Here is a 20,372-nt window from a genome sequence, read left to right as displayed (position 1 = left end):
AACTTCACCCCCTTTTTCATTATATATTATCTTCTTTTCGCCTTTGCCGCCGCCTCTTTCGCCTTTTGGGCTTCGCGGCGGGCTTTTTCTTTGGCTTTCAGCTTTTCCTGATATTCGCGTTCTTTCTGCTTGCGTTCTTTTTCCTTCTGCTTAAGGCGCTCTTTGTATTCGCGTTCCTTCTGCTTGCGGAGTTCTTCGCGGGCTTTCAGCTTCGCTTTACGTTCGGCTTCAGTTTGTTTCAACTTGGCTTTACGATCACGTTCGAGTTGTTTTTCCCGGTCGGCTTTCGCTTTCAACAAGGCTTCTTCTTCGGCTTTCTGCTTCTTCAGAAGCTCTTCATTCTCTTTCGCTTTCTTTTCCTGCAACTCTTTTTCGGCCTTTTGTTGGGCTTCAAAGGCTTTACGGGCTTCTTCCTTGCGGGCGGCTTCTTCGGCGGCTTCACGCTTGCGGAGTTCTTCGATCTCTTTCAGGGTGAGTTCCTTCGGTTGCTCAACAGGAGCGACAACGGCAGGAACGGTATCGGCCTGTACCGGAAGCACTGTGTCCTTAGCAATCACCTCTTCTTTGCGAACAACCGTTGTATCGATCGGTGGCAGCTCAACCGGAACCGTGTCTTTTACGACTTGTTGTTCTACCGGCGGCTCGACAGCTTGCTGTTGTTGCTGTTCCTTCGGACGGACGGTTTTCTTAACCGGCTGTTCTTCCTTAGGCTGTACGGCAGGCGTTTCTTCCGGGATGTTTTCCTCTGCCTCTTCAACCTCTCCGGCTTCTGCTTCAGCTTTTTCAGCCTCGGCTTTTGCATCTTCTTCCTTGATTTGCTCGGCAGTCATGCGTGCTTTCCAACGGGCGGCCAATTCAGGTGCAGCCTCGCCGAAGTTTTCCTGGAAGAAGTCGACGTATTCCTCAAGCGTCTTACCACGCATCAGCGTTTCGTAATTATCATCGGAAATCGGGAGGATGGCAACATTCTTATCCAAAGCCGTCGCATACCCGTCTTTTCCGTAGATCATCTTATAGTAATGGAGAATCTCATCGAGGTTGAAGAAACCATGAATGGTCAACATTGTCATCGGACCTGCCTCCTCGAAACTCAAGTCGAACTCTTTCACCATAAAGTTGGCGAAGTTATAAGCGGCAACGGCAAAGAGCAACTGGTTACGGTCGAGCGTTCCGGTCGGATACATCAACAGCATCCGGTAAGAGGTGTTCGGTTCAGCCGTAAAAGTACGAGCCGAGTCGGCAGCCGAAAGCGTGCCATCGTCACCGACACCAAAACGCAGGTTCCAGGTCATTCCCCTGACACCACCTTGAACCATCATACGCCCGCGAAGGACACCTTTCAGCATCTCACCAGCCAATTCCGTCACATCGGCGGACGGATATTTCTCTACCAATGCTTTCAGGGCATTCTTAAACCCTTCGGCATCTCCCGCCTGCACATAGGTCAAAGCATCGAGGAACATGAACTTGGGTAGCAGATCCGCCAACGGATACTTGGCGCTGACTTCGCGAAAGTTATGGCGCACAGTCACAGTATCTTCAGCCAAGTAGCTGCTATAAGTAGCCTGGTAAATAGAATCCTGCATCACATCCATCATGCGGATATTGTATTCGTAATTGGGATCGGCAATCGCAATCGCATAATCCGATTCGGGGAACGTATTGATCAACTTGTTCTTATACTCGGTAGCCAAAGTCGTATTACCCGAACGGAGTGCCATCAGATAGACCTGATAATAGCTCTCCAAAAGATGGTTGTGTTTCGGGAAACGGCGTTCCAGTTCCTCAAAGGCTTCGGTAGCCAACGGGATATCTTCGAGCTTATCCTTATAGATCATTGCCATATTATAGAGACCGTCTTCTATAATGATATTGGAGGCTTCTATATCTTCAGGTGTCATCGGAAGTTGCTGGATATAGTATTCGCGCGTCTTCGGATCATCGGCGGCAACCGGTTCCAAGCCGGCTTCCAACGAATCGGCAGCTATCGGCAAGCCGTCAGGACCTAAAGCGACAGAGTCTATTGCCGCTTCTTCGCCGTTTGCCATCTCTTCATTGAAGGTGGACATTTCCTTTTTACGCCGGCGCCAGTTATCTTCCAGCGTTCGCCGTCCCCATTTACGCTGGAAAGCGGTTTTTCCCTGCGCGACAGCCTGCGGGTTGTAGAAATAAAAGCCGGAACCTCCGGATGCGGTCGGCAAGGTGATGCCACCTGTTTCCGTTCCCGGACGGTCGATACCTGTTCCTTTTGCCTCTTGTTCAGCGAGGTAAGCTTCCTTCTCGGCAAGAGCTTTCGCCTCTTCTTCCTCTTTCTTTACCTGTTCGATGATCTTGTCGATCACGGCAAGGCGTTCCGCTTCGGGCATCTTGGCAAGCGTCTGCAAACTGTCCTGCAAATGGACGGCTTCCACATGGACGACCAGTTCGTCCAGGATAGCGGAGAGTTTGGACACACGTTCATAGTCCTTATATTCTTTCTGGATGCCGGACAGAGCGCCGCTGAAGTTCGGCTGCGCCTTGACATAGTCGCGTTTCTGGAAATAGAGGTCTCCCAGTTTGATCTGGCAGATCGCTTTGTCCAAGCTGTTCTGGGTACTTTTCTCCACACCTAACTCGTAGTTTTTGATAGCGTTGACCGTATCTTCCCGGCTCAGATAGACATTTCCCAAAGCATAATAAACCTGGTCGAGCAGGTCTTTATTCTTGTCGCTCTTTGCCATCCGCTGCAACATCTTGACTACTTTCTGGAAGTTGCCTCCGGTAAACACTTCGGTCTGGCGGATGCGGGCGGCAAATTCGAGTTCATACGGAGGATTGGCTTTTATCACCTGCCCGAACATCTGGTAAGCGAGTCCGTTTTGCTCCTGGTCGGCATATATCTGTCCTAACAGGTACTTCATGCGAGTCCGTTGGCGGCGGTTCTTCTCCGCCTTGATAGCCGTCTTGAAGTAAGGGACAGCTTCTTCGTATTGTTTGTTCTTCACTAAGTAGTCGGCATAGACCGTCGCATATTGGTTCAGATTCTTCCGGGGAATACCGTTCGTATTGAGTTTGCCTAAGATATCTTCGGCCTCGTAGAACCAATCCATCTCCGAATAGCAGCGTGCCTGCCAGAGACGGGCTTCGGCCACGACTTCCTCGTCATGCGCATAATGGCGGGCGATATAAGAGAACGTTGCGGATGCTTGCAGAAAGTCGGCATTGTAGAACTGGGCCTGCCCCATCATCAGCCAGCACTTTTTCAGGAAAGGGTTATATTCCTCCTGTTCCTGCCAGGCGCGTTGTTTGGGGTCGTTACGCCATCCCGGTTTCTTGGGCGGCTTTGTCTTGATGGAGTGGAGCTTGATGGCTTTATTGCTTTTCTCGATTGCGCGGTCGAAAGGACCTCCGGCGGTTTGCTTGTCTTTGGGCTGTGCACTGATCGGATACATCAGGATCATGTCGGAATAGCTCTCTTTGTAACCATTCTGCATGGAAAGCAAGGCTTCGTCGAAAGAGGTCTTACCATTGAAATAGATATTGTAGCGGGAGTTAAAGGCATGGTAAAAGCGGTTCGCCTTGGTATTCTTTTTCGTACTGCAAGACCAAAACAAAGAGACAACTATTAATGCCAATATATAGTAGAAACCTTTCTTCATTGTATTCGTTTCTTCTAACGCTTTAAAACCGCTTTTATTGCTTTCACTATCAAAAAGAAAAGGACGAGGACGAGAATGATAAACGCACCGGAAGGAACATTCAGGAAATAGGACAAGACCAACCCTGCCACACAGCCTAAAAAGCCGATGGCAATACTGCCGAACATGATCTTTTTGAAGTCTGACGTAAAGAGGTTTACCGTGATCTGCGGCAACGTCAGCAGGCTCATCAACAACATGATACCGACCAGTCGGATCGAAAGGACAATCGTCACGGCAATGAAGAACATCATCACATACTCGATCCACTTGACAGGCAGCCCTTGCGTAACGGCAAAATCCCTGTCGAACGCCACATAAACGATCTCACGCAGGAAAAGGCTGAAAAGAACGACCAGCAACAGCGCCAGACCTGCAATCCAAACGATATCGCCCGTCGAAATCGTCAATATATTCCCAAAGAGGTAAGCAGACAGATTCGGCGCATAGCCGGGAGTCAGGAAGATAAAGATCACTCCCAACGCCATGCCCAACGACCAGACGCCGGCAATGGCGGAATCTTCCCTCACATTCTGCGTCTTGCTGACCCACTCCACACCGAACGCGGAAAGCACCGAAAACAGCATCGCCATCAAGATCGGATTCGTCCCTAAATAGAAACCTAATCCCAATCCCCCGAAAGAGGCATGCGTAATACCACCGCTGATAAAGACCAAACGGCGGGACACAATATACGTTCCCACAATGCCGCAGGCGATCGCAGTAAGCAGGCTGCCCAAGAGGGCATGTTGAAAAAAGCTATATTGCAGTAAATCCATTCTTTTTCTTATTACATCCTTTTTTTATTCCATGGGCATGGAACTAAAATTCCACAGGCATGGAACTTAATGCACACGCCGTTCGCCGACAATCAGGAACGCTTCGTCTTTCAGGGCATCCGGCAAACTGATCGCACGAAGTTGCAGGCTGCGCAGCCAACCGGCCACCTCCACATCTTGCAAGGTATAAAGCACGTCGCGAAACTCGTTCACGGCATCTTCGTCATACGCATCGGAGTCGACACCCTGGAAACGGTCCAGTTCTTCATCATCGTAATATTCGATTTTCTTGCTGACGGCAGCCAGCAGACTGTCGCGTTCGCAGGTTTCATGCTGCCCGCAACACTCGTCCGTGACAAGCTCCTGCGCTTCGGGAATTTCCGAAATCTCGCCGCGTTCCAACATCTTCTGCAACTTCCGGTTCCGGAAATAGCCGGCGATGGCGGCAATGACACCCAATACGATAATACCTATGACAATATACCACATAATTTTAACAATTGTCCATTATTAAAAAGCCCGCAGCTTCCATATCTTCCCAGAAATGAGGATAACTCTTGCTCACCACCTCCGGATCGGCAATCTCGATCCCTTCCGGACACACCAGGGCAGCAGGCGCGAATGCCATTGCCATGCGATGATCCTCGTAAGTCGCAATGACCGGATGAGCTTCCGGCTCACAGCGTTCGCCGTTCCATTCCAGGATACTGTTGTTGCTGTCCGTCAGCAGATAGCCCAACTTGCGAAGCTCTGTTTTCAGCGCCTCGATGCGGTCTGTCTCCTTTATCTTCAGACTTTGCAAACCTGTAAAACGGAAAGGCGTATTCAATAACACACAGGTGACAACAAAGGTTTGAGCCAGGTCCGGCTCGTTCACGAAGTTATAGTTCAGCTTCTTCACACTGTTGCCGTTGTGTTTCAGGACTACGCCGCGATCAGTAAAAGTGGTACCGACACCGAGTTGCGCAAACAGCTTCGCCCCGGCAGCATCCCCCTGCAGGCTATTCTTAAACAATCCTAACAATTCGATCTCCGCATTCCGCGATAATGCCATCATGGAATACCAATAGGAAGCGGCGCTCCAATCGGATTCGACCGTGAAAGGAACCGGGTTATATTCCTGCGGGCGTACTTTGATCGTCTGCCCGTCCCATTCCGCCTTCACCCCGTATTGCGCCATCAGTTGCAAAGTCAGGTTAATATAAGGCTTCGAAATAATATTCCCCTCCAGATGTAACGTCAAACCGTTTTCCATCAAAGGAGCGATCATCAGCAACGCCGAAATATACTGTGAACTGACTCCGCCGGCAAGCGAAATCTCACCTCCGTGCAACGCACTTCCGAAAATACGGAGCGGAGGATAGCCTTCTTTCTCCATATATTCTACCCGCGCCCCGAGTGCGTTAAGCGCATCTACCAATATCTTGATCGGCCGGTTCTTCATCCGCTCCGTCCCCGTAATCGTCCACTCGCCCACCACCTTAGACAAAAAAGCCGTCAGGAACCGCATTGCAGTCCCCGCGGCTTTTATATCAAAGTCACGATCATTCGAATCGAGCGCCTTCACCATTACCTCCGTATCATCGCAATCCGACAGATTCTGAATCTCATACGGACTATAACTCAACGCATTAAGTATCAACGCACGGTTACAGATACTTTTAGAGGCGGGAAGCTTGACGGAAGCTTTCAATGAAACAGGAGACTTTATTGTATAATTCATACTTTTGCATTAAATATGGAATACAAAAGTACGGAAATTATAAATATCTTTCCATTTTTCACTCCGTTTGTTACCGTAGAGGCAATACCTTCTCCATCACATCAATAAAAACAGAAGCCATCCGCTGTTGAATATATTTATCTTTTCCACGTTGTGGATGCCACCCGTATGTCACCCCATTCGTTACCTGCGAATCTTGTGCATAAATTAAACTATGTTGCTTTTTGGTCACTGGATGTAAAACATCTTTCGAGAAGCCGATTTGTTTGTCAAATTCCACCAACGGGAATCCCCACTTAACAGCCAATTTACGAATAGAACTATTCAATAATGCACGTCCGTCATGCCAATGTGTACATAAAACGATATTCACCGGTTTCCCCATTTTATTCCCGAAATATTTAGAATGCTCGTTGAATTGCAAATTATAGCATTCTGTTATATAACGTTTTATGACATAATCGTATGCAGCCGCATAATTGGAACGGTCGAACGGAAGCGCATAATCCGTATATTCCTCTTTAAGGCTCGATTCATCAAAAACATCTTTGTCATGAACTTGCATAATAACAAGCACATCAATATCTTCGAATTCCTCCAAAGAATACAACGTCCCCTCGGCCATCCGATTCGCTGTATTGGCAATCGCTTCCCCTCCAACTGCCCGATTCAGACAAACCGCATCTAATTTCTCACACCCCAACTCAAACCAACCATTCTCCGGAGATGCAAACGAAGCTCCCGTTAACAAAAGCGTATACTTCCTACCTGCAACACTCTCCTGTCCTTGAACCGGAAAACTCATAAAGAGAATCCACAACAATAAAACTATACATTTCATACTAATCATGCTAAAAGAACTATACATTTTTTATTTTAACCCATTCCGCTTATACAAATAAAGTGATGAGCCTGCACAAATATACATTTTATTATAATCTTGTCCGGCAAAAGTGATAGAATATGGTCTTTCCGGCATTTTAATTACCTCAACTTGCTGTCCGGAATAATCATATACATAAATATGATCCCCCGCAATATAAATATTTCCATCCGGTCCAGATATCGCATCATAGCCCCCCACTTCTGCCAAAAGAATTGGGGATACCAATTCTTCATTCTCACCAGTTTGGCAAATATATGTCCTACGATTTAAGTCATTCGTTATAACAAAAGGCCGGCCTGCTATATATTCTTTTAATGTATTGGTTTGCGACAAGTCTTCAGAGATGGGAATAATCGTTTTTCCATCCGGTGAGACATAAGCATCAACCACGTTACGAGACAGTATGCTCTCCGAACCATCTCCCATCCTATAACGACTGGATTGATAAAATATCTTTTTCCCATCCTCATAACCACTAAAAGGAGACTTGGATAAACACTGCATTGTCCCTACCGGATCTGCCGGTTCGAAAATAACACAACCAATATTTCCACGACTGAAAACCGATAGCGGATACACCGAACGAGTAAGGGCAATCAAACGATCTTGACTATCACATGCCAAAGATATAGGATTCAGCGGTAGTGAAGAAACTATCACTAATTTGTCATCTATTCCCCACTTGTAAATTATCCGGGTTTGAGTATCGATAAAAAATACATTTCCTTTGCTATCAGATGTGATCGCATCTATATGTCCAAACCCGCCTGCAAGTTTAATAACCTTATATGGAGCAATTGATGTATCGATTTTGGAAGATACATTTAAGAAGGCGAATTCACGAGATCGAACAGATACTTTTGACGTCAAATCATGCAGCGTATTTTCAAATGCATATTCCGTACCGGCCCAATTATGAAATCCTTTAAACAGAATATCTGTGCAGTTTTCAGTCCTCGCAGCATAAGGATATGGAGTAACCATCCGACTTACCCGATAGGCATAAGTATTGGCAAACAGAATGTTTTTAGAATTTTTTATTTCCAGCGGAAGACATTCAATACCATGAGGATATTGTTCTTCAAGTTGCAAAGCATAAAATTTCCAATTCGATACATTGTCCATAACAACCTCATTGCGAACATGATGTTCAATCGACAGCATATATGTTCTTCCTTCCGTACACGTATTCGACACATACATACCTGCACACGCGTAGGTATGGGGGATCCATATATTCTTAAATACTCCACCTCCTCCTTCGGTGACCCAAAGACTCCAATATTGTGAATTCCAACCTTGGAAAGGTTTGTCGAACCGATTGCTGTAAGCAGCTTGCCAGTTCCCCGAATCCAAAGCCTGCTCTTTATGAAAACAAGGCAAAGCCCCTTTTTTATAATAAGTCCTGATTTCTTCAAAAAAACGCACATCATTCACCATAGAACAAGCGCCCGCTTTCCATTTGACAGCTGTGACTCTCGGATTTTCACCAAGGGTGGCAATACCTATTCCGCTTAGAATATTACACCCCCCCGATGTTGTTTCTATCATAGGTACAGGTGAGCCAGCACCTTGATAAGCGGGTGTTTTATCTGTAATGACAATTTGAGTGGAAGAAGGATTCAATCCTACTAAATTTGTCGAATCTTTCAAGAACAAAGGACGAGTTATACGATAGTGCCCCGTAGGAAAATAAATCGTACGATAGACAGAAATAGCTTGTTCCAAGACCTCCGTATCATCTGCAATGCCATCTCCAATGGCTCCCAGTTCTTTGATATTCACCCAGGTTTTAACCGGAGGAACAATCGGGATGTCTGATGGGATGATCGGAGGCATCGTTTTTAATGGAACAATGCCCTCCATACTTTTTATTGCCGCTTGATCACTCAAAGATTCATAGATTAATCCATGTGTGTAGTTTTTCACATGATATATCTTATGCGGTATTCTTCTTATCTCTCCACTATTACGAAAAGCTACCAGCCGAGGAACATTCTTACAAACCAAATTCTCTATATTGACTTTGGTTTGAGGATTTTTTTCATTACTGATAATCAACGCCGGGGATGTGATTCTTTCAAATCTTGAATCCGATATCCAAAGTTTTTCAAAACAATGCTCCACGACTTCAACCACCGTCGGGACCTGTTTAAAATGACATCTGATCGCTGTTATCCCGACCTCTCTTGTTCGTATAGCCGCTTTTTTCTGCTTTTCGAAATACGAATCAAGGATAAGCGATTGCCATCCTCCTGCCGAAGAGTTCGCGCGTAAAGCATATCTTCCTCCATAAAAACCGCAGGATTCTATTTCCGTCCCCATGTCCTCTACTGCAACGGCATTGTCATTCAAACGAAAATTCATGTGGGAGAGTAACGAATGTTGAGCCACATTAAATTTAACAGCGACGATATCCGTTTTTGAATCTTCAATTCGGATATCTATATTTTGCATACCACTATAATAAGTATCCGCATCTGCATTCCTTATTGCACCATTGCCCTTGGGCCGGTCAGAACAAAAATGAAAAAGATACTTATGTCCTGAAAAAGGAACTTTCGAAGACAATACAAACTCCGGACGTTTCTCTCCATACCCTATTAATCTTATACCTTTCCATATATGAATTGTTTTACTGATATGGTACACGCCTTCCGGTATGAATAAAACCCCATGGCCACTTGTCTCCTGAACCAAATTAATCGCTCTCTGCAATTCGTCCGAGACATCATTTTTTCCCTGTGGATCGACCTCGAATTGTGGATTTGAGAAATACACAGATAGAGAATCCTTTGGACAATCCATATACACGGAATGGCTATTTTCAACAGCCAATCCATCAAAATGGAGAATCAACAACAATATTTCCGCTAAAAATAAAAGTACGTTTTTCATGCTTCTTTCCCCTTGTTTCTAAATCGACAATCCAAATCATTTTCCTCTAAAAAAAATGTCACAGAATCTTATGTACTGAGACCAATCATAAGGCGTGATACCATGTCTTCCCGGACGAATATGATAACCTATATACCCTTTATGTAAAGGCCTGTTCACCTCCGGCATCTCTGATACGGTTAATCCTTTCAACCCATATAACGCATACACAGGTTCGGCATGCATGGCTGACAAAAATTCCCCTTTCGGATCAGCCCATAAATCTTCTTTTGCGCTGGCCACATATACGGGACGCGGTGCTATAAGACTGATCAGTTCGTGCTGATCTACCGGTAACGCATCTTCATTATGGTCATACGCATGAAAGTTAGAGCAAAACCAATGTGGGAAGCTATCATTTATCTTCCAAACCGTTTCTCCAAACCTTCTACGGGAAAGAGCAGCACCGCCACATCCGGAGTTGTTGGATATGACTATTGCAAAACGCGGGTCTGTCGCTCCTGCCCACAAAGCAGCCTTTCCTAAACGAGAGTGTCCGACAACTGCGATTTTGTCCTTGTCGATTTTCGAGTCTGTAACCAGATAATCCATTCCTCGACTCAATCCCCATGCCCAAGCAGCAATTGTTCCCCAAGCATCTCCCAAGCGTTTCCCTTTTCGAGCACCATCCGTAATAACATGAACTCCGTTTTTAAATCCATCATCAAAATCCGGATCTATATCTCCTCGATAAATCGTAGCTATGCCATATCCATTTTCAAGTAACAATTCTATCGGCCACCTATTAGCCAATTTTCCCCTACTTAATTCACCTGATGCTATTTTTTCAGCAACTTCACGATCCACACCGGGAGAGATTGTAATCAAGGAATCCTGAGAAATAGCTTGATTCCCTTGAAAATTCAACCCCAAAAAGACAGGTGCACTATGATTTACTTGATTTGGTAAATAAATCAACAAAAGCATAGACAAATCCGGAAAATCAGGAAAGCCAATCAGCACCTCCTTGCGAGTTGCCCTTCCTTGGAAAGCCGTGGAGTCTTCTTGTACGATCGTAAAAGTCATCTTCTCCGGTTTTTCCGGTGATTTCCCATATACGTTTTTCTCAAAAAGCGACACAATTTCCGGGCGTCGTTTATTCTCCCATTCATTTACCGATACGACGTTTTTCCCCGAATCATCTTTCAATGGATCTGGTAAGATATAAGACGGAACAAGAGATTCGTCCGTATGGGTTTCCTGTCCTCTAACTCCTAAAACAGAACCCAAAGCTATCAATACGGATAATAGCAATTGAATATAGATGTTATTTTTCATGATCTTCATCCAATTTACAATAATTAAACACTTTAAAATTTGTCACCTTACTTTTAAATAAACCAGCCTTTTCTAACGGGAATACCAAAGTCCGTACATAATTCATAGAATCTTTACCTGCATTGAAATAACGTCTTTGCATAGACAACTCTTCTTCTAATTCTCCATCTACATAAAGACGAGTCGACCTCTCATCTCCGCTAATCATTACGTGCACTTTCTCTTCCGGATAAAATTGATAATTAAATGTGTTCAAATAACCATCACGAGAAAAACCGATTTTCCCTGAAATTGGGTCTGATAGATAAAACTCCGTATCGGGTGAGCGAAATAAAAGCGTACCTTTTTCTTCCTCTATTGACTGGAAATCAAAAGAAACAGTATACCTATACCCGATCTCCTTCATGCCGGTTTTCATCCCCGGAAGCAACTGATCTTGTTTATAAACCTCTCTGTAATCTCCCTTTATACGGCCAGCCACATTCACACCCGGTGCCTCACTCACCGAGATGCGCAATGTATCAAAATCCTTATAAGGCAACATTCGTTTTTTTCCGGTCCACATCTTGACGGCCAAAGTCTGTAAAGCGGGGAATGCCCTGTAATGAATATCTTTCGTACTGATGCCATTACCTGCATGATCGTTCCAAACAGCAAACATACCACCTAAAATCTGTTCCCGTTTCTCCGGAAATACATCTCCTCCAATAATTGCAGGAGTCCAGTCCCGATACAAATTTTCAGTATCCAGATAATCATGATAATAGAACGTTGCCGGAACAATATAAAGACGGGTATCCGGAATACTGATCAATTCATATCCCAATTTGAACATCTCCTTGGGCTGCGCAAATCCGTTATACCAAGCATTTATAATGACATTGTCAGCTTTCACGGGTGTTTCACCTTTGGCATGCGTCAAAGATCCCCACATACAAGCCTGCTTTCCAAAGCTTTCCACAAATCGGATATAATGATCGGTAAAAGCGCGGAATTTTTCTACCACGTCCCGTTTTTTATTCGAATATTCGTCCGTTCCGATATGTACTCGCTTACCGCAGAAAACAGGATTGTCACCTTCCAGATATTCCCGAAACAAAGCGTCCACAAACTCGTATGTTTCCGGCTTAAACAAATCCAAATGATCCATTCCATATTCCTTGCTGCCTATTTCCGGCTTATACTGCGTAAATGCCAAAGAATGTGCAGGGACATCTATCTCCGGTATGATTTCCACTCCCAAGCTATCGGCAAACCTTTGTAAATCAACAAACTCCTTTTTCGTATAAAATCCGTCACGGGCAGTCAAGCCTGGAAAAGTGGCACATTCCAATCGAAATGCAGAATATGTCTTATTCCAATCGTGCTCATAATACTGTTTGAAAGCATTATCATTCAAATGAATCTGGAATGTATTCATTTTATAATAAGCCATTATCTTTACATAGTCACGCAAAAATGACATAGGAATAAATTTACGTCCGCAATCAAGCATGAAACCACGGACCGGATAGTCCGGATAATCCCGTGCCCACCCTTTGGGTAAATGCTGTTCCGTATGCTGTTCCGCCATTTGTAATACGGATCGAGTAGCCCAATACAGACCTTTTACGCAATATGCAGAAAGAGTCACACGATCTGTAATATTTAAAATATATCCTTCTTCCCCAAGATGCTTGTCTGAAACTAACGAAAAGACAAAATCTCCAGAAACCGGATTTCCTTCAACGATCGGCAGACGATGCCCAAACATTGTTTCATAATCCAAAGCGAATTGCCGAGCTACTCTCTTCGTTTCTACGTCTTTCCCCATACACACAATACGAGAACCGGTCGTTGGGACAAACAAGCCATCTTTCCCTTTCCATTCTTGTAATTCCGGAATGACAAACGGTTTTTTATTGGATGCGGCATCCGATTTTCCTGAAAAGAAAAAAATAGCGGTAATAATACCATACAATAACAACTTCATTGATTTTTTATTTAATTATATACAACATTCATGGATATTCAATATACAGCCACTTCATCGACCAAAGTCCAAGCATCGGTCTTTGCATCCTGATGCCACGAAGGACAAACGGGAACCACATCGACCCTTATCTTAACATAACGAGAATTTTGAGGTGCAAACGTCGCTTCAAGAACTTTAGTTTTATATATCTTGGAACGATCCATCTCATTGGCTATCTTTTTAACAGGCACAAACCGCTTATTATCATTCGACACCAAAACATCGATTCCATTCGGAATGAACATACGATCATATATCGATTGCAAAAAGCGAGTATTCACCCGTGAAAACATCTCCTGCCTGCCTAAGTCAATCACTATTTCAAAATTTTCATGCTTAAAGCCAAGCCAATTCCGATTAAAATTACGTGCCCCTAAAATACCATCCGTAACCGACATGACTCCATCAGCTTTATAAATACTCAAAGGACGATTAACCGAAACGTTTTTCCCTAAGGCTTTGTTTTCTTTACCCATCATCTTTCTGTATTGTTCTGGCATATCCAGCATTTCATCTCTATATTCATCGATCGTCGTTCTCCACTCGCAAATACGATTAGTCCCGTTTCGTTTACAATAAGTATAAAAATAATCCAAACTGCCCAAATAAGAAGGACTGATTTGTAAACTGTCATTATTGCCTGCGCCCAATAGCCCCCGATCGCCAACCGGAGTAAGAGCAGCTTGTTCCAATTCCGCAAAAACCAATGGTAAACGAGCTATTTTAACCCTATCCAATAACTCCTTATTACTCTTTACAGCCTCTTCAGCCCGATCAAAACAAGCTTTATAACTATCCAAGCGACTTGGAGAAAGATAACCATCAATCGCATCAAGCGCAGTTCCGAAGATATTCAATCCTTCTCCCGTCAATTCCAGATTGTCATGCAAAAGATCTATATAGTTCCGGATATGGATACCGGCAGCACCATAATAGCCCGTCAAAAAATCGTCAATAACAGCCTCCACATCACAATAAGGATTCCAAAGCAACTTTGCTGCCACATAAGCACGAAGATGACATAACTCTCCTGCAGGCTGGGGATTCCCTTGCGCAAACACGGAACAGACATTATTATCCACAAAATATTGCATATTAGGCTGCAATGTCCGAAAATTCGGAAAAGGCGTATACAAATTACTGAATTGCACCATATAATCCCACAATAATATATTGTCCGTCAATTTTGCCCATCCGCTCATATCTTCACGGAAAGCTTTGCTTGCCGGGTCTTCTGCTATCGGTTTGCTTCGGTTACACTCGATATTACAAAACATAATGTTCACATTACTCAACGGCTTAGCACATTTCGGTGGTTTCCGGGTAAACTGATAAGCCAACGTTGATATGATTTTGTGAGGGTATCGTTTTGCCACTTGGTTCACAAATCGGATCATCAAACCGGAAGGGCTTCCCTCTTCCTCGTATATTTTACTACATTCCGGACATTTGCAATAATTATAACTGTCGTTTTGGCTCACAGACCAATAGACAGCATCCGGCTTTTTCTCCATCCACTTGTCAAGTTCTTTACACAACACATCCAGCACCTCCGGATTACTCAAACATAATTGGGAAGGAACCCGTTCTCCATTCTCGTTCATTGTATAATACTCAGGATGTTCTTTAAAATAACGTTTGGCCGGAAGCAGAGTACCAAATGAATGTACCCAAAATCCCCATTTCCCACGGTCATTACTATTTATAGTTGTTTGAGTCAGCCTCAACCAATCCAAAAAAGATTCGTCGTCCGCACAACGATAAAGCATATTACGGGAAGACAAAACCGGTATTTGTTTATCATCTATATCTACAGGTAAAACAATACTTTGTCTTTCGGGAACAATTTCCACAGTAGAAGTATACCGCCGATAATCCCAATATTTTTCCAGAAGTTCATTCACGCCATAAAGCGAACCATACCCCGTTCCCCCTTTAATATACAACTTTTCCCCTCTGGTAAATACATGAAAACCATCATCTTGTAGATCTTCATTCCCCTCAGTGATGTGATGTAAACGATTTGTACTCCCTATTGAGATTTCCTTTTCAGCCCAAGCCGTCGTATCGTGTACAACGGGTAATCTCACCTTTGCACTTTTTTCGAGAAAAGATTGCAAAGCATAAGCTCCCTTTAATTCTGCATCGGAATAAGAATGCGGAATTACTATTACATATTCACTTTTGCCACGATCAACTATTTTCAGTACTTTCTGACATGATAAACAGCCAAACAATAGCAAAATCAATAGATACCTCATATTCATCATAACTCAATAATAAATTTTAAATAATCACATATATAAATGGGGATACCATATTTCAAACATAGTACTGTTTTAATGAATAGTATCTCCATTAAAATATCATTGTATAACAGATTTACAATGGAACCTTTAAAGGCTCTTTATTATTTTCAGCACCTGGATAGCCTATGTTTTGATTAATAACGCCTTGTGTATTTGCATTTATTGCAGATGCAGGAACAGGCCATAATATATGGTGTACACTAATCTTATATTCTCCCCAACGGTGTTTAACCCCTTTATTGTAGTTAACTATTAGTGCTTCCAGCACTAATTTTATAATCAAACTCATAACGGGAAATGTTACCACATTTCCCGTTTTTGTGTACTCACGATATTCTACTTCATAGGCAATTCTATTTAGTATACTTATATGTTTTTGCTTGTGTAATAATGAAAATCTTCATCTCCCTATTTTTTTACTACCGTTTCAGATTAGGATTCAATGTGACATCTTGATATGGATAAGGTATATACATCTTACTATCACTCCAAGAACCAGTTACAGGAACCGCTTCTTTCCGGAATATACCTGGTGCAACTTCTACTTCTGGATTCATTTTCCTATATTCAAAATGATTTTTCACTCTATTCATACGGAACATATCACGATATCTAGGAGCAAGCGCATAATAATATCCGGCTATTTCCCAGCCATGTTCATTATATGCAGCCTCAGCCAATTGTTCTGGAGTCATACTGATGGAATAGATGTTAGATTCTTTTCCATCGGCTCTATTTCTTACTTTATTTAAGACCTCTACTGCTTTTAAATTTACAGCTCCAGAGCGTCCCAAAGCTTCTGCATACCAGCAATATACTTCAGAAAGACGAACTATCTGATGCATTTTATCCCCTATGTAATAAGGAGCATTAGGATCTGTATAATCAAATTCAGTACCTCTTGTTGCCCCTTCAGCAGTTTTAGCAAAGCAAGGTGCAACAACAACTCTAGATGCAGGAGTCGTATCCCACCACCAATCATACAAATTACCATCAGAAAGCATAATTTTAGGCAAATAAGTAGCTTCTTTGCGAGGACCTTCCGGAAAATCTTTCCAAAATCTAATTTCTCCGTTTGTATCTCCCCAGCCCGCCTGCTTCATATCTTGCAAAAGATCATTTAAAACAGACATGGTAGGAGTTCTGTCTCTATTATAATAGATACCTAATAATACTTCTTGATTCTTGTCATTATACTCCATAGAGTATACATATTTATACTCATCCAACAATCTATAATAGTAAGTACCATTATCAACACCATCTATTACCTCTTCTGCCTTCGACGCTGCTAATTTATAATATTCTACTCCTTTGTTTAGTGGCCAACCTGCCATAGCCATATAAACATAAGATAACATCGCTTTAGCAGCGCCTTGGCTGACTGCGATATTGATACCATTACGTCCATACGGTTCTGCCGTATATAAAACCGGTGTACCCTTTTCTGCTATTTTTAGATCGTTCACTATTAAATTATATATTTCCTCTTCTGTATTTAATTGTGCTTCATAATCTATTTTTTCTTCTAACATGATAGGAACAGGACCCCATGATTGAACAAGATAAAAATAGGCAAAAGCTCTCCAAAAATGAGCTTGAGCTATTGCTACCGTTATTTCTTCTTCGGAGACATCTGGTGTACGAGAAGCATTATTAATAATGAAATTTGCAGCTTTAACAATTTTCCAACGATTCACCCACATATCAGGCATCCAAGAATTATTATCACTGACATCATATTGATCATATTCTCTCAATGGTTGTTTATTGCTACCTGGGTGAGTACTGATATCATCCCCTGCCAAAAAGTTCGTACCAGTTGTATTATTTGTATATTCTGCACCAGCGACAACAGAATAAAGAGCCGTAAGAGAATGTGCCAAATCTTCTTTGCTAGTAAAAAACGTTTTACTGGCTAGTCTTCCTTTTGGATCTTCATCTAAAAAATCACTACAGGAGGTGAATCCTCCTACCAAAAATAAAAAGACAATAATTTTATATGTTGTTTTCATTACGCTTTGATTTAAAATAAAAATTTATTTATTTGAATGAGAACTTTGATTACAATAAAGGCTATCAAAACCTGAATTTTGCCCCAATCGTGAATGTACGAGGCACAGGATAAGCACCACTATCAATACCAGAACCAATATTTCCATTATAAACTTCTGGATCCATACCTGAATACTTGGTTATTGTCAACAAATTTTGTACACTAAAAGACAATTGTACATCTGCAAATTTTGTTACTTGTTTAGGGAACATATAAGCAATACTTACATTTTTCACTTTTAAAAAAGAAGCATTCTCTAACCAAAAATCAGAATTTGCATAGTATTTTGTATTCGAATTACTATAACTTGGATATAATGCATCTGCTTTATTTTCAACCTTATCCCAACCTTTAAAATAAGCATCGCGCAAAGTAATAAATTTATATGTTCCAGTCATAGATGCTGTGGCATAACGCGACATATTCAATCTATTAAATCCAGTAGCTGCATTAATAAAAATACTTGCAGTCCAATTTTTCCAGGTAAACATATTATTCCAGCCAAATGTCCACTTAGGATCAGATTGTCCCGAAATAAACTGATCATTAGCTGTAGGATTCGTTGTCAAAGTTCCATCCTTTTTTTCATACAAGTTAGCCCCTGCATCATCAAAACCTCTCCATTTGTATAAATAAAACGAGCCCAATGGGTATCCAGGTTTCTTAATTAACATAGCACCTCCGTAATTACTAAAGTTTGCATCAAGAAGAAATTCCGAACCTGCCAAATCTACAACTTTATTTTTTACATGAGAAGCATTAAAAGTTGTCTCCCATATAAAACCATTATTATCAACAGGAATAGCACTCACCATTAGCTCCACTCCTGAATTTTTAACTTCGCCTTCATTTACCCAATAGCTTCCTCCTCCATTATACTGAGGGACAGATTTTTTAAATAGTAAATCTTTAGATCTTTTGTGAAACCAATCTACACTCAAATTCAAACGACTATCCAATACGCTAATATCAGCACCTATATCATATTGATTTGTTGTTTCCCATGACACATTAGGAGTTGCAAAAGAATTTCCCCAATAACCGACATACTCATTAGAAGTTCCCCAACCATAAGAAAGTGAAGAAAGCATTCCCAACGTGCTATAAGCATCAATATCTTGATTTCCTGTCACTCCATAGCTTGTTCTAAGTTTTAAACGTTGAAAAATATTTTCATCCATAAAACTCTCCTTCGCGATATCCCAAGCTAAAGCTACAGAAGGGAAATACCCCCATTTATTTCCTTTCTGAAATTTAGAAGCTCCATCCGCTCTTATTGTTCCAGTCAACATATATTTTCCTTTATAACTATAATTTAGCCTAGCGATTCCCGAAAGAATTGCCACTGAAGTATAATTATTACTTGCACTTCGAGTTTTCGCATTGTTTACATTCCAATATCCAACAATTTCATTACTTAAATTCGAACCCGATATTGACAAATTAGTATATTGAGAATTACTAGCTTCCCAAACAGCAGTCGCTGTAAAATTATGATCACCCAACTCCTTTTGATAAGTCAAATTATTCGTGTTTTGCCAATAAATTCTTGTATTACTCGTATTTCCCATCTTGTTTGTTACACCTGGAGAAGATAAAGAAGAAATAAAAGAATAAGACGGTGCATGTTCATAATTCAAACCACCTTGTACAGAAAAAGTTAAACCTTTTGCTATCTTAAACAAAAAGTTTACATTACCATTCAAGTAATATCTATAATTGTCATTGTAATTTTCCAAACGACTTCCATAAGGATTCTTATCTACTGCATTATATGGATCACTGTTATATACACCAGTTTCTTCATTTTTCATTTCCATTGCAGGAGAATAATTAATAGAGGTCATCAAATCAACACTATTATTATGAGAATGCATTCTTGCCGCATTGATACGAGTTGATATGTTTAACCAAGGAGTGACATCTGAGTCCAAATTAATTCTGAATTGATATCTTTTATATTTACTGGTGATTGTAACAGCAGTCATATCCAAAATATTACCGGAGATCAGATAACGATTTTTTTCATTCCCCCCAGAAATACTTAATTTGTAATCTTGAGCAATACCTATTTGAGTCATAATACTCTGCCAATCAACACCTTTTATCCCATTTTTATAAGCTTCCAAATCAGCTTGCTGAATAGTAGAAGACCCCCACATATCATTTAATGCCAAAGCATATTCATATGCGTTCAACAAATCATATTTTTTAGCCATGTTTGAAATACCGACTGACGCATCAAATACAATCGAAACACGTCCTTCTTGTCCTTTACGAGTTGTTACCAGAACGACACCATTAGCACCCCTTGAGCCGTAAATAGCAGTAGCAGAAGCATCTTTCAAGACTTCTATTGATTGTATGTCTAATGGATTAAGCCCATCTAAGCCTGTTGAACTTACAATTCCATCTATAACATATAATGGATTGCTACTTTTATTAATTGAGGTCGTTCCACGTATACGAACTTTTATACTTTCACCCGGCATACCAGTAAGAGCTGTAACTTCAACTCCAGGTGTACGTCCTTGCAAAATATCCTCAACACGTTTTATCGGCTGATCCTTAAATTGTCTATCTGATACAGAAGCAACAGACCCTGTCAAGTCACTTTTTTTTACAGTTCCGTACCCAACCACCACTACCTCGTCAAGCAATTCGGAATCTTCTTTCAGCTTGATTGACACAGTAGATTGATTTCGTATTTCTA

The 20,372-nt window shown here is 41.9% G+C and carries 12 protein-coding genes; all 12 read right to left on the bottom strand.

Annotation, left to right across the window (positions count from 1 at the left end; all coding sequences use genetic code 11):
* Positions 1-26: 26 nt before the first annotated feature.
* Positions 27-3,638, bottom strand: coding sequence for a cell envelope integrity protein TolA (locus DWW90_RS11030; protein WP_122345007.1), 3,612 nt, complete (start codon positions 3,636-3,638; stop codon positions 27-29).
* 14 nt (positions 3,639-3,652) lie between these two features.
* Positions 3,653-4,456: a metal ABC transporter permease gene (locus DWW90_RS11025; protein WP_122345006.1), complete on the bottom strand. Its 804-nt coding sequence runs from the start codon at positions 4,454-4,456 to the stop codon at positions 3,653-3,655.
* Between the two features lie 66 nt (positions 4,457-4,522).
* Complete coding sequence (locus DWW90_RS11020) at positions 4,523-4,945, bottom strand: phospholipase (protein WP_122331388.1); 423 nt, start codon at positions 4,943-4,945, stop codon at positions 4,523-4,525.
* A gap of 4 nt (positions 4,946-4,949) precedes the next feature.
* A complete protein-coding gene (locus tag DWW90_RS11015) occupies positions 4,950-6,179 on the bottom strand; it encodes a 3-phosphoshikimate 1-carboxyvinyltransferase (RefSeq protein ID WP_122345005.1) in 1,230 nt (409 codons plus the stop codon).
* A 70-nt stretch (positions 6,180-6,249) separates the two neighbouring features.
* Positions 6,250-6,984 carry a DUF5040 domain-containing protein gene (locus DWW90_RS11010; protein WP_233547722.1) on the bottom strand — a complete coding sequence of 245 codons (735 nt, stop codon included), beginning with the start codon at positions 6,982-6,984 and terminating at the stop codon, positions 6,250-6,252.
* A gap of 66 nt (positions 6,985-7,050) precedes the next feature.
* On the bottom strand, positions 7,051-9,963 hold the full coding sequence (locus DWW90_RS11005; RefSeq protein WP_122345004.1) for a glycosyl hydrolase family 28-related protein: 2,913 nt from the start codon (positions 9,961-9,963) through the stop codon (positions 7,051-7,053).
* A 36-nt stretch (positions 9,964-9,999) separates the two neighbouring features.
* On the bottom strand, positions 10,000-11,280 hold the full coding sequence (locus DWW90_RS11000) for a S9 family peptidase (protein WP_122345066.1): 1,281 nt from the start codon (positions 11,278-11,280) through the stop codon (positions 10,000-10,002).
* Positions 11,270-13,252, bottom strand: coding sequence for a family 20 glycosylhydrolase (locus DWW90_RS10995; protein ID WP_122345003.1), 1,983 nt, complete (start codon positions 13,250-13,252; stop codon positions 11,270-11,272). Before DWW90_RS10995 ends, DWW90_RS11000 begins: the two co-directional genes overlap by 11 nt.
* Positions 13,253-13,290: 38 nt before the next feature.
* A complete protein-coding gene (locus DWW90_RS10990) occupies positions 13,291-15,564 on the bottom strand; it encodes a DUF4838 domain-containing protein (RefSeq protein WP_122345002.1) in 2,274 nt (757 codons plus the stop codon).
* Between the two features lie 112 nt (positions 15,565-15,676).
* Complete coding sequence (locus DWW90_RS10985) at positions 15,677-15,892, bottom strand: hypothetical protein (protein ID WP_122345001.1); 216 nt, start codon at positions 15,890-15,892, stop codon at positions 15,677-15,679.
* 130 nt (positions 15,893-16,022) lie between these two features.
* Positions 16,023-17,618 carry a RagB/SusD family nutrient uptake outer membrane protein gene (locus tag DWW90_RS10980; RefSeq protein WP_122345000.1) on the bottom strand — a complete coding sequence of 532 codons (1,596 nt, stop codon included), beginning with the start codon at positions 17,616-17,618 and terminating at the stop codon, positions 16,023-16,025.
* Between the two features lie 64 nt (positions 17,619-17,682).
* Positions 17,683-20,372, bottom strand: a 2,690-nt coding sequence (locus tag DWW90_RS10975; protein WP_147382421.1) for a TonB-dependent receptor, incomplete at its 5' end; no start/stop codon positions are given.

The sequence above is a fragment of the Parabacteroides sp. AF17-28 genome (assembly GCF_003479205.1).
GTDB classification, from domain to species: Bacteria; Bacteroidota; Bacteroidia; order Bacteroidales; family Tannerellaceae; genus Parabacteroides; species Parabacteroides acidifaciens.
This window is presented reverse-complemented; position numbering and strand designations above follow the sequence as displayed.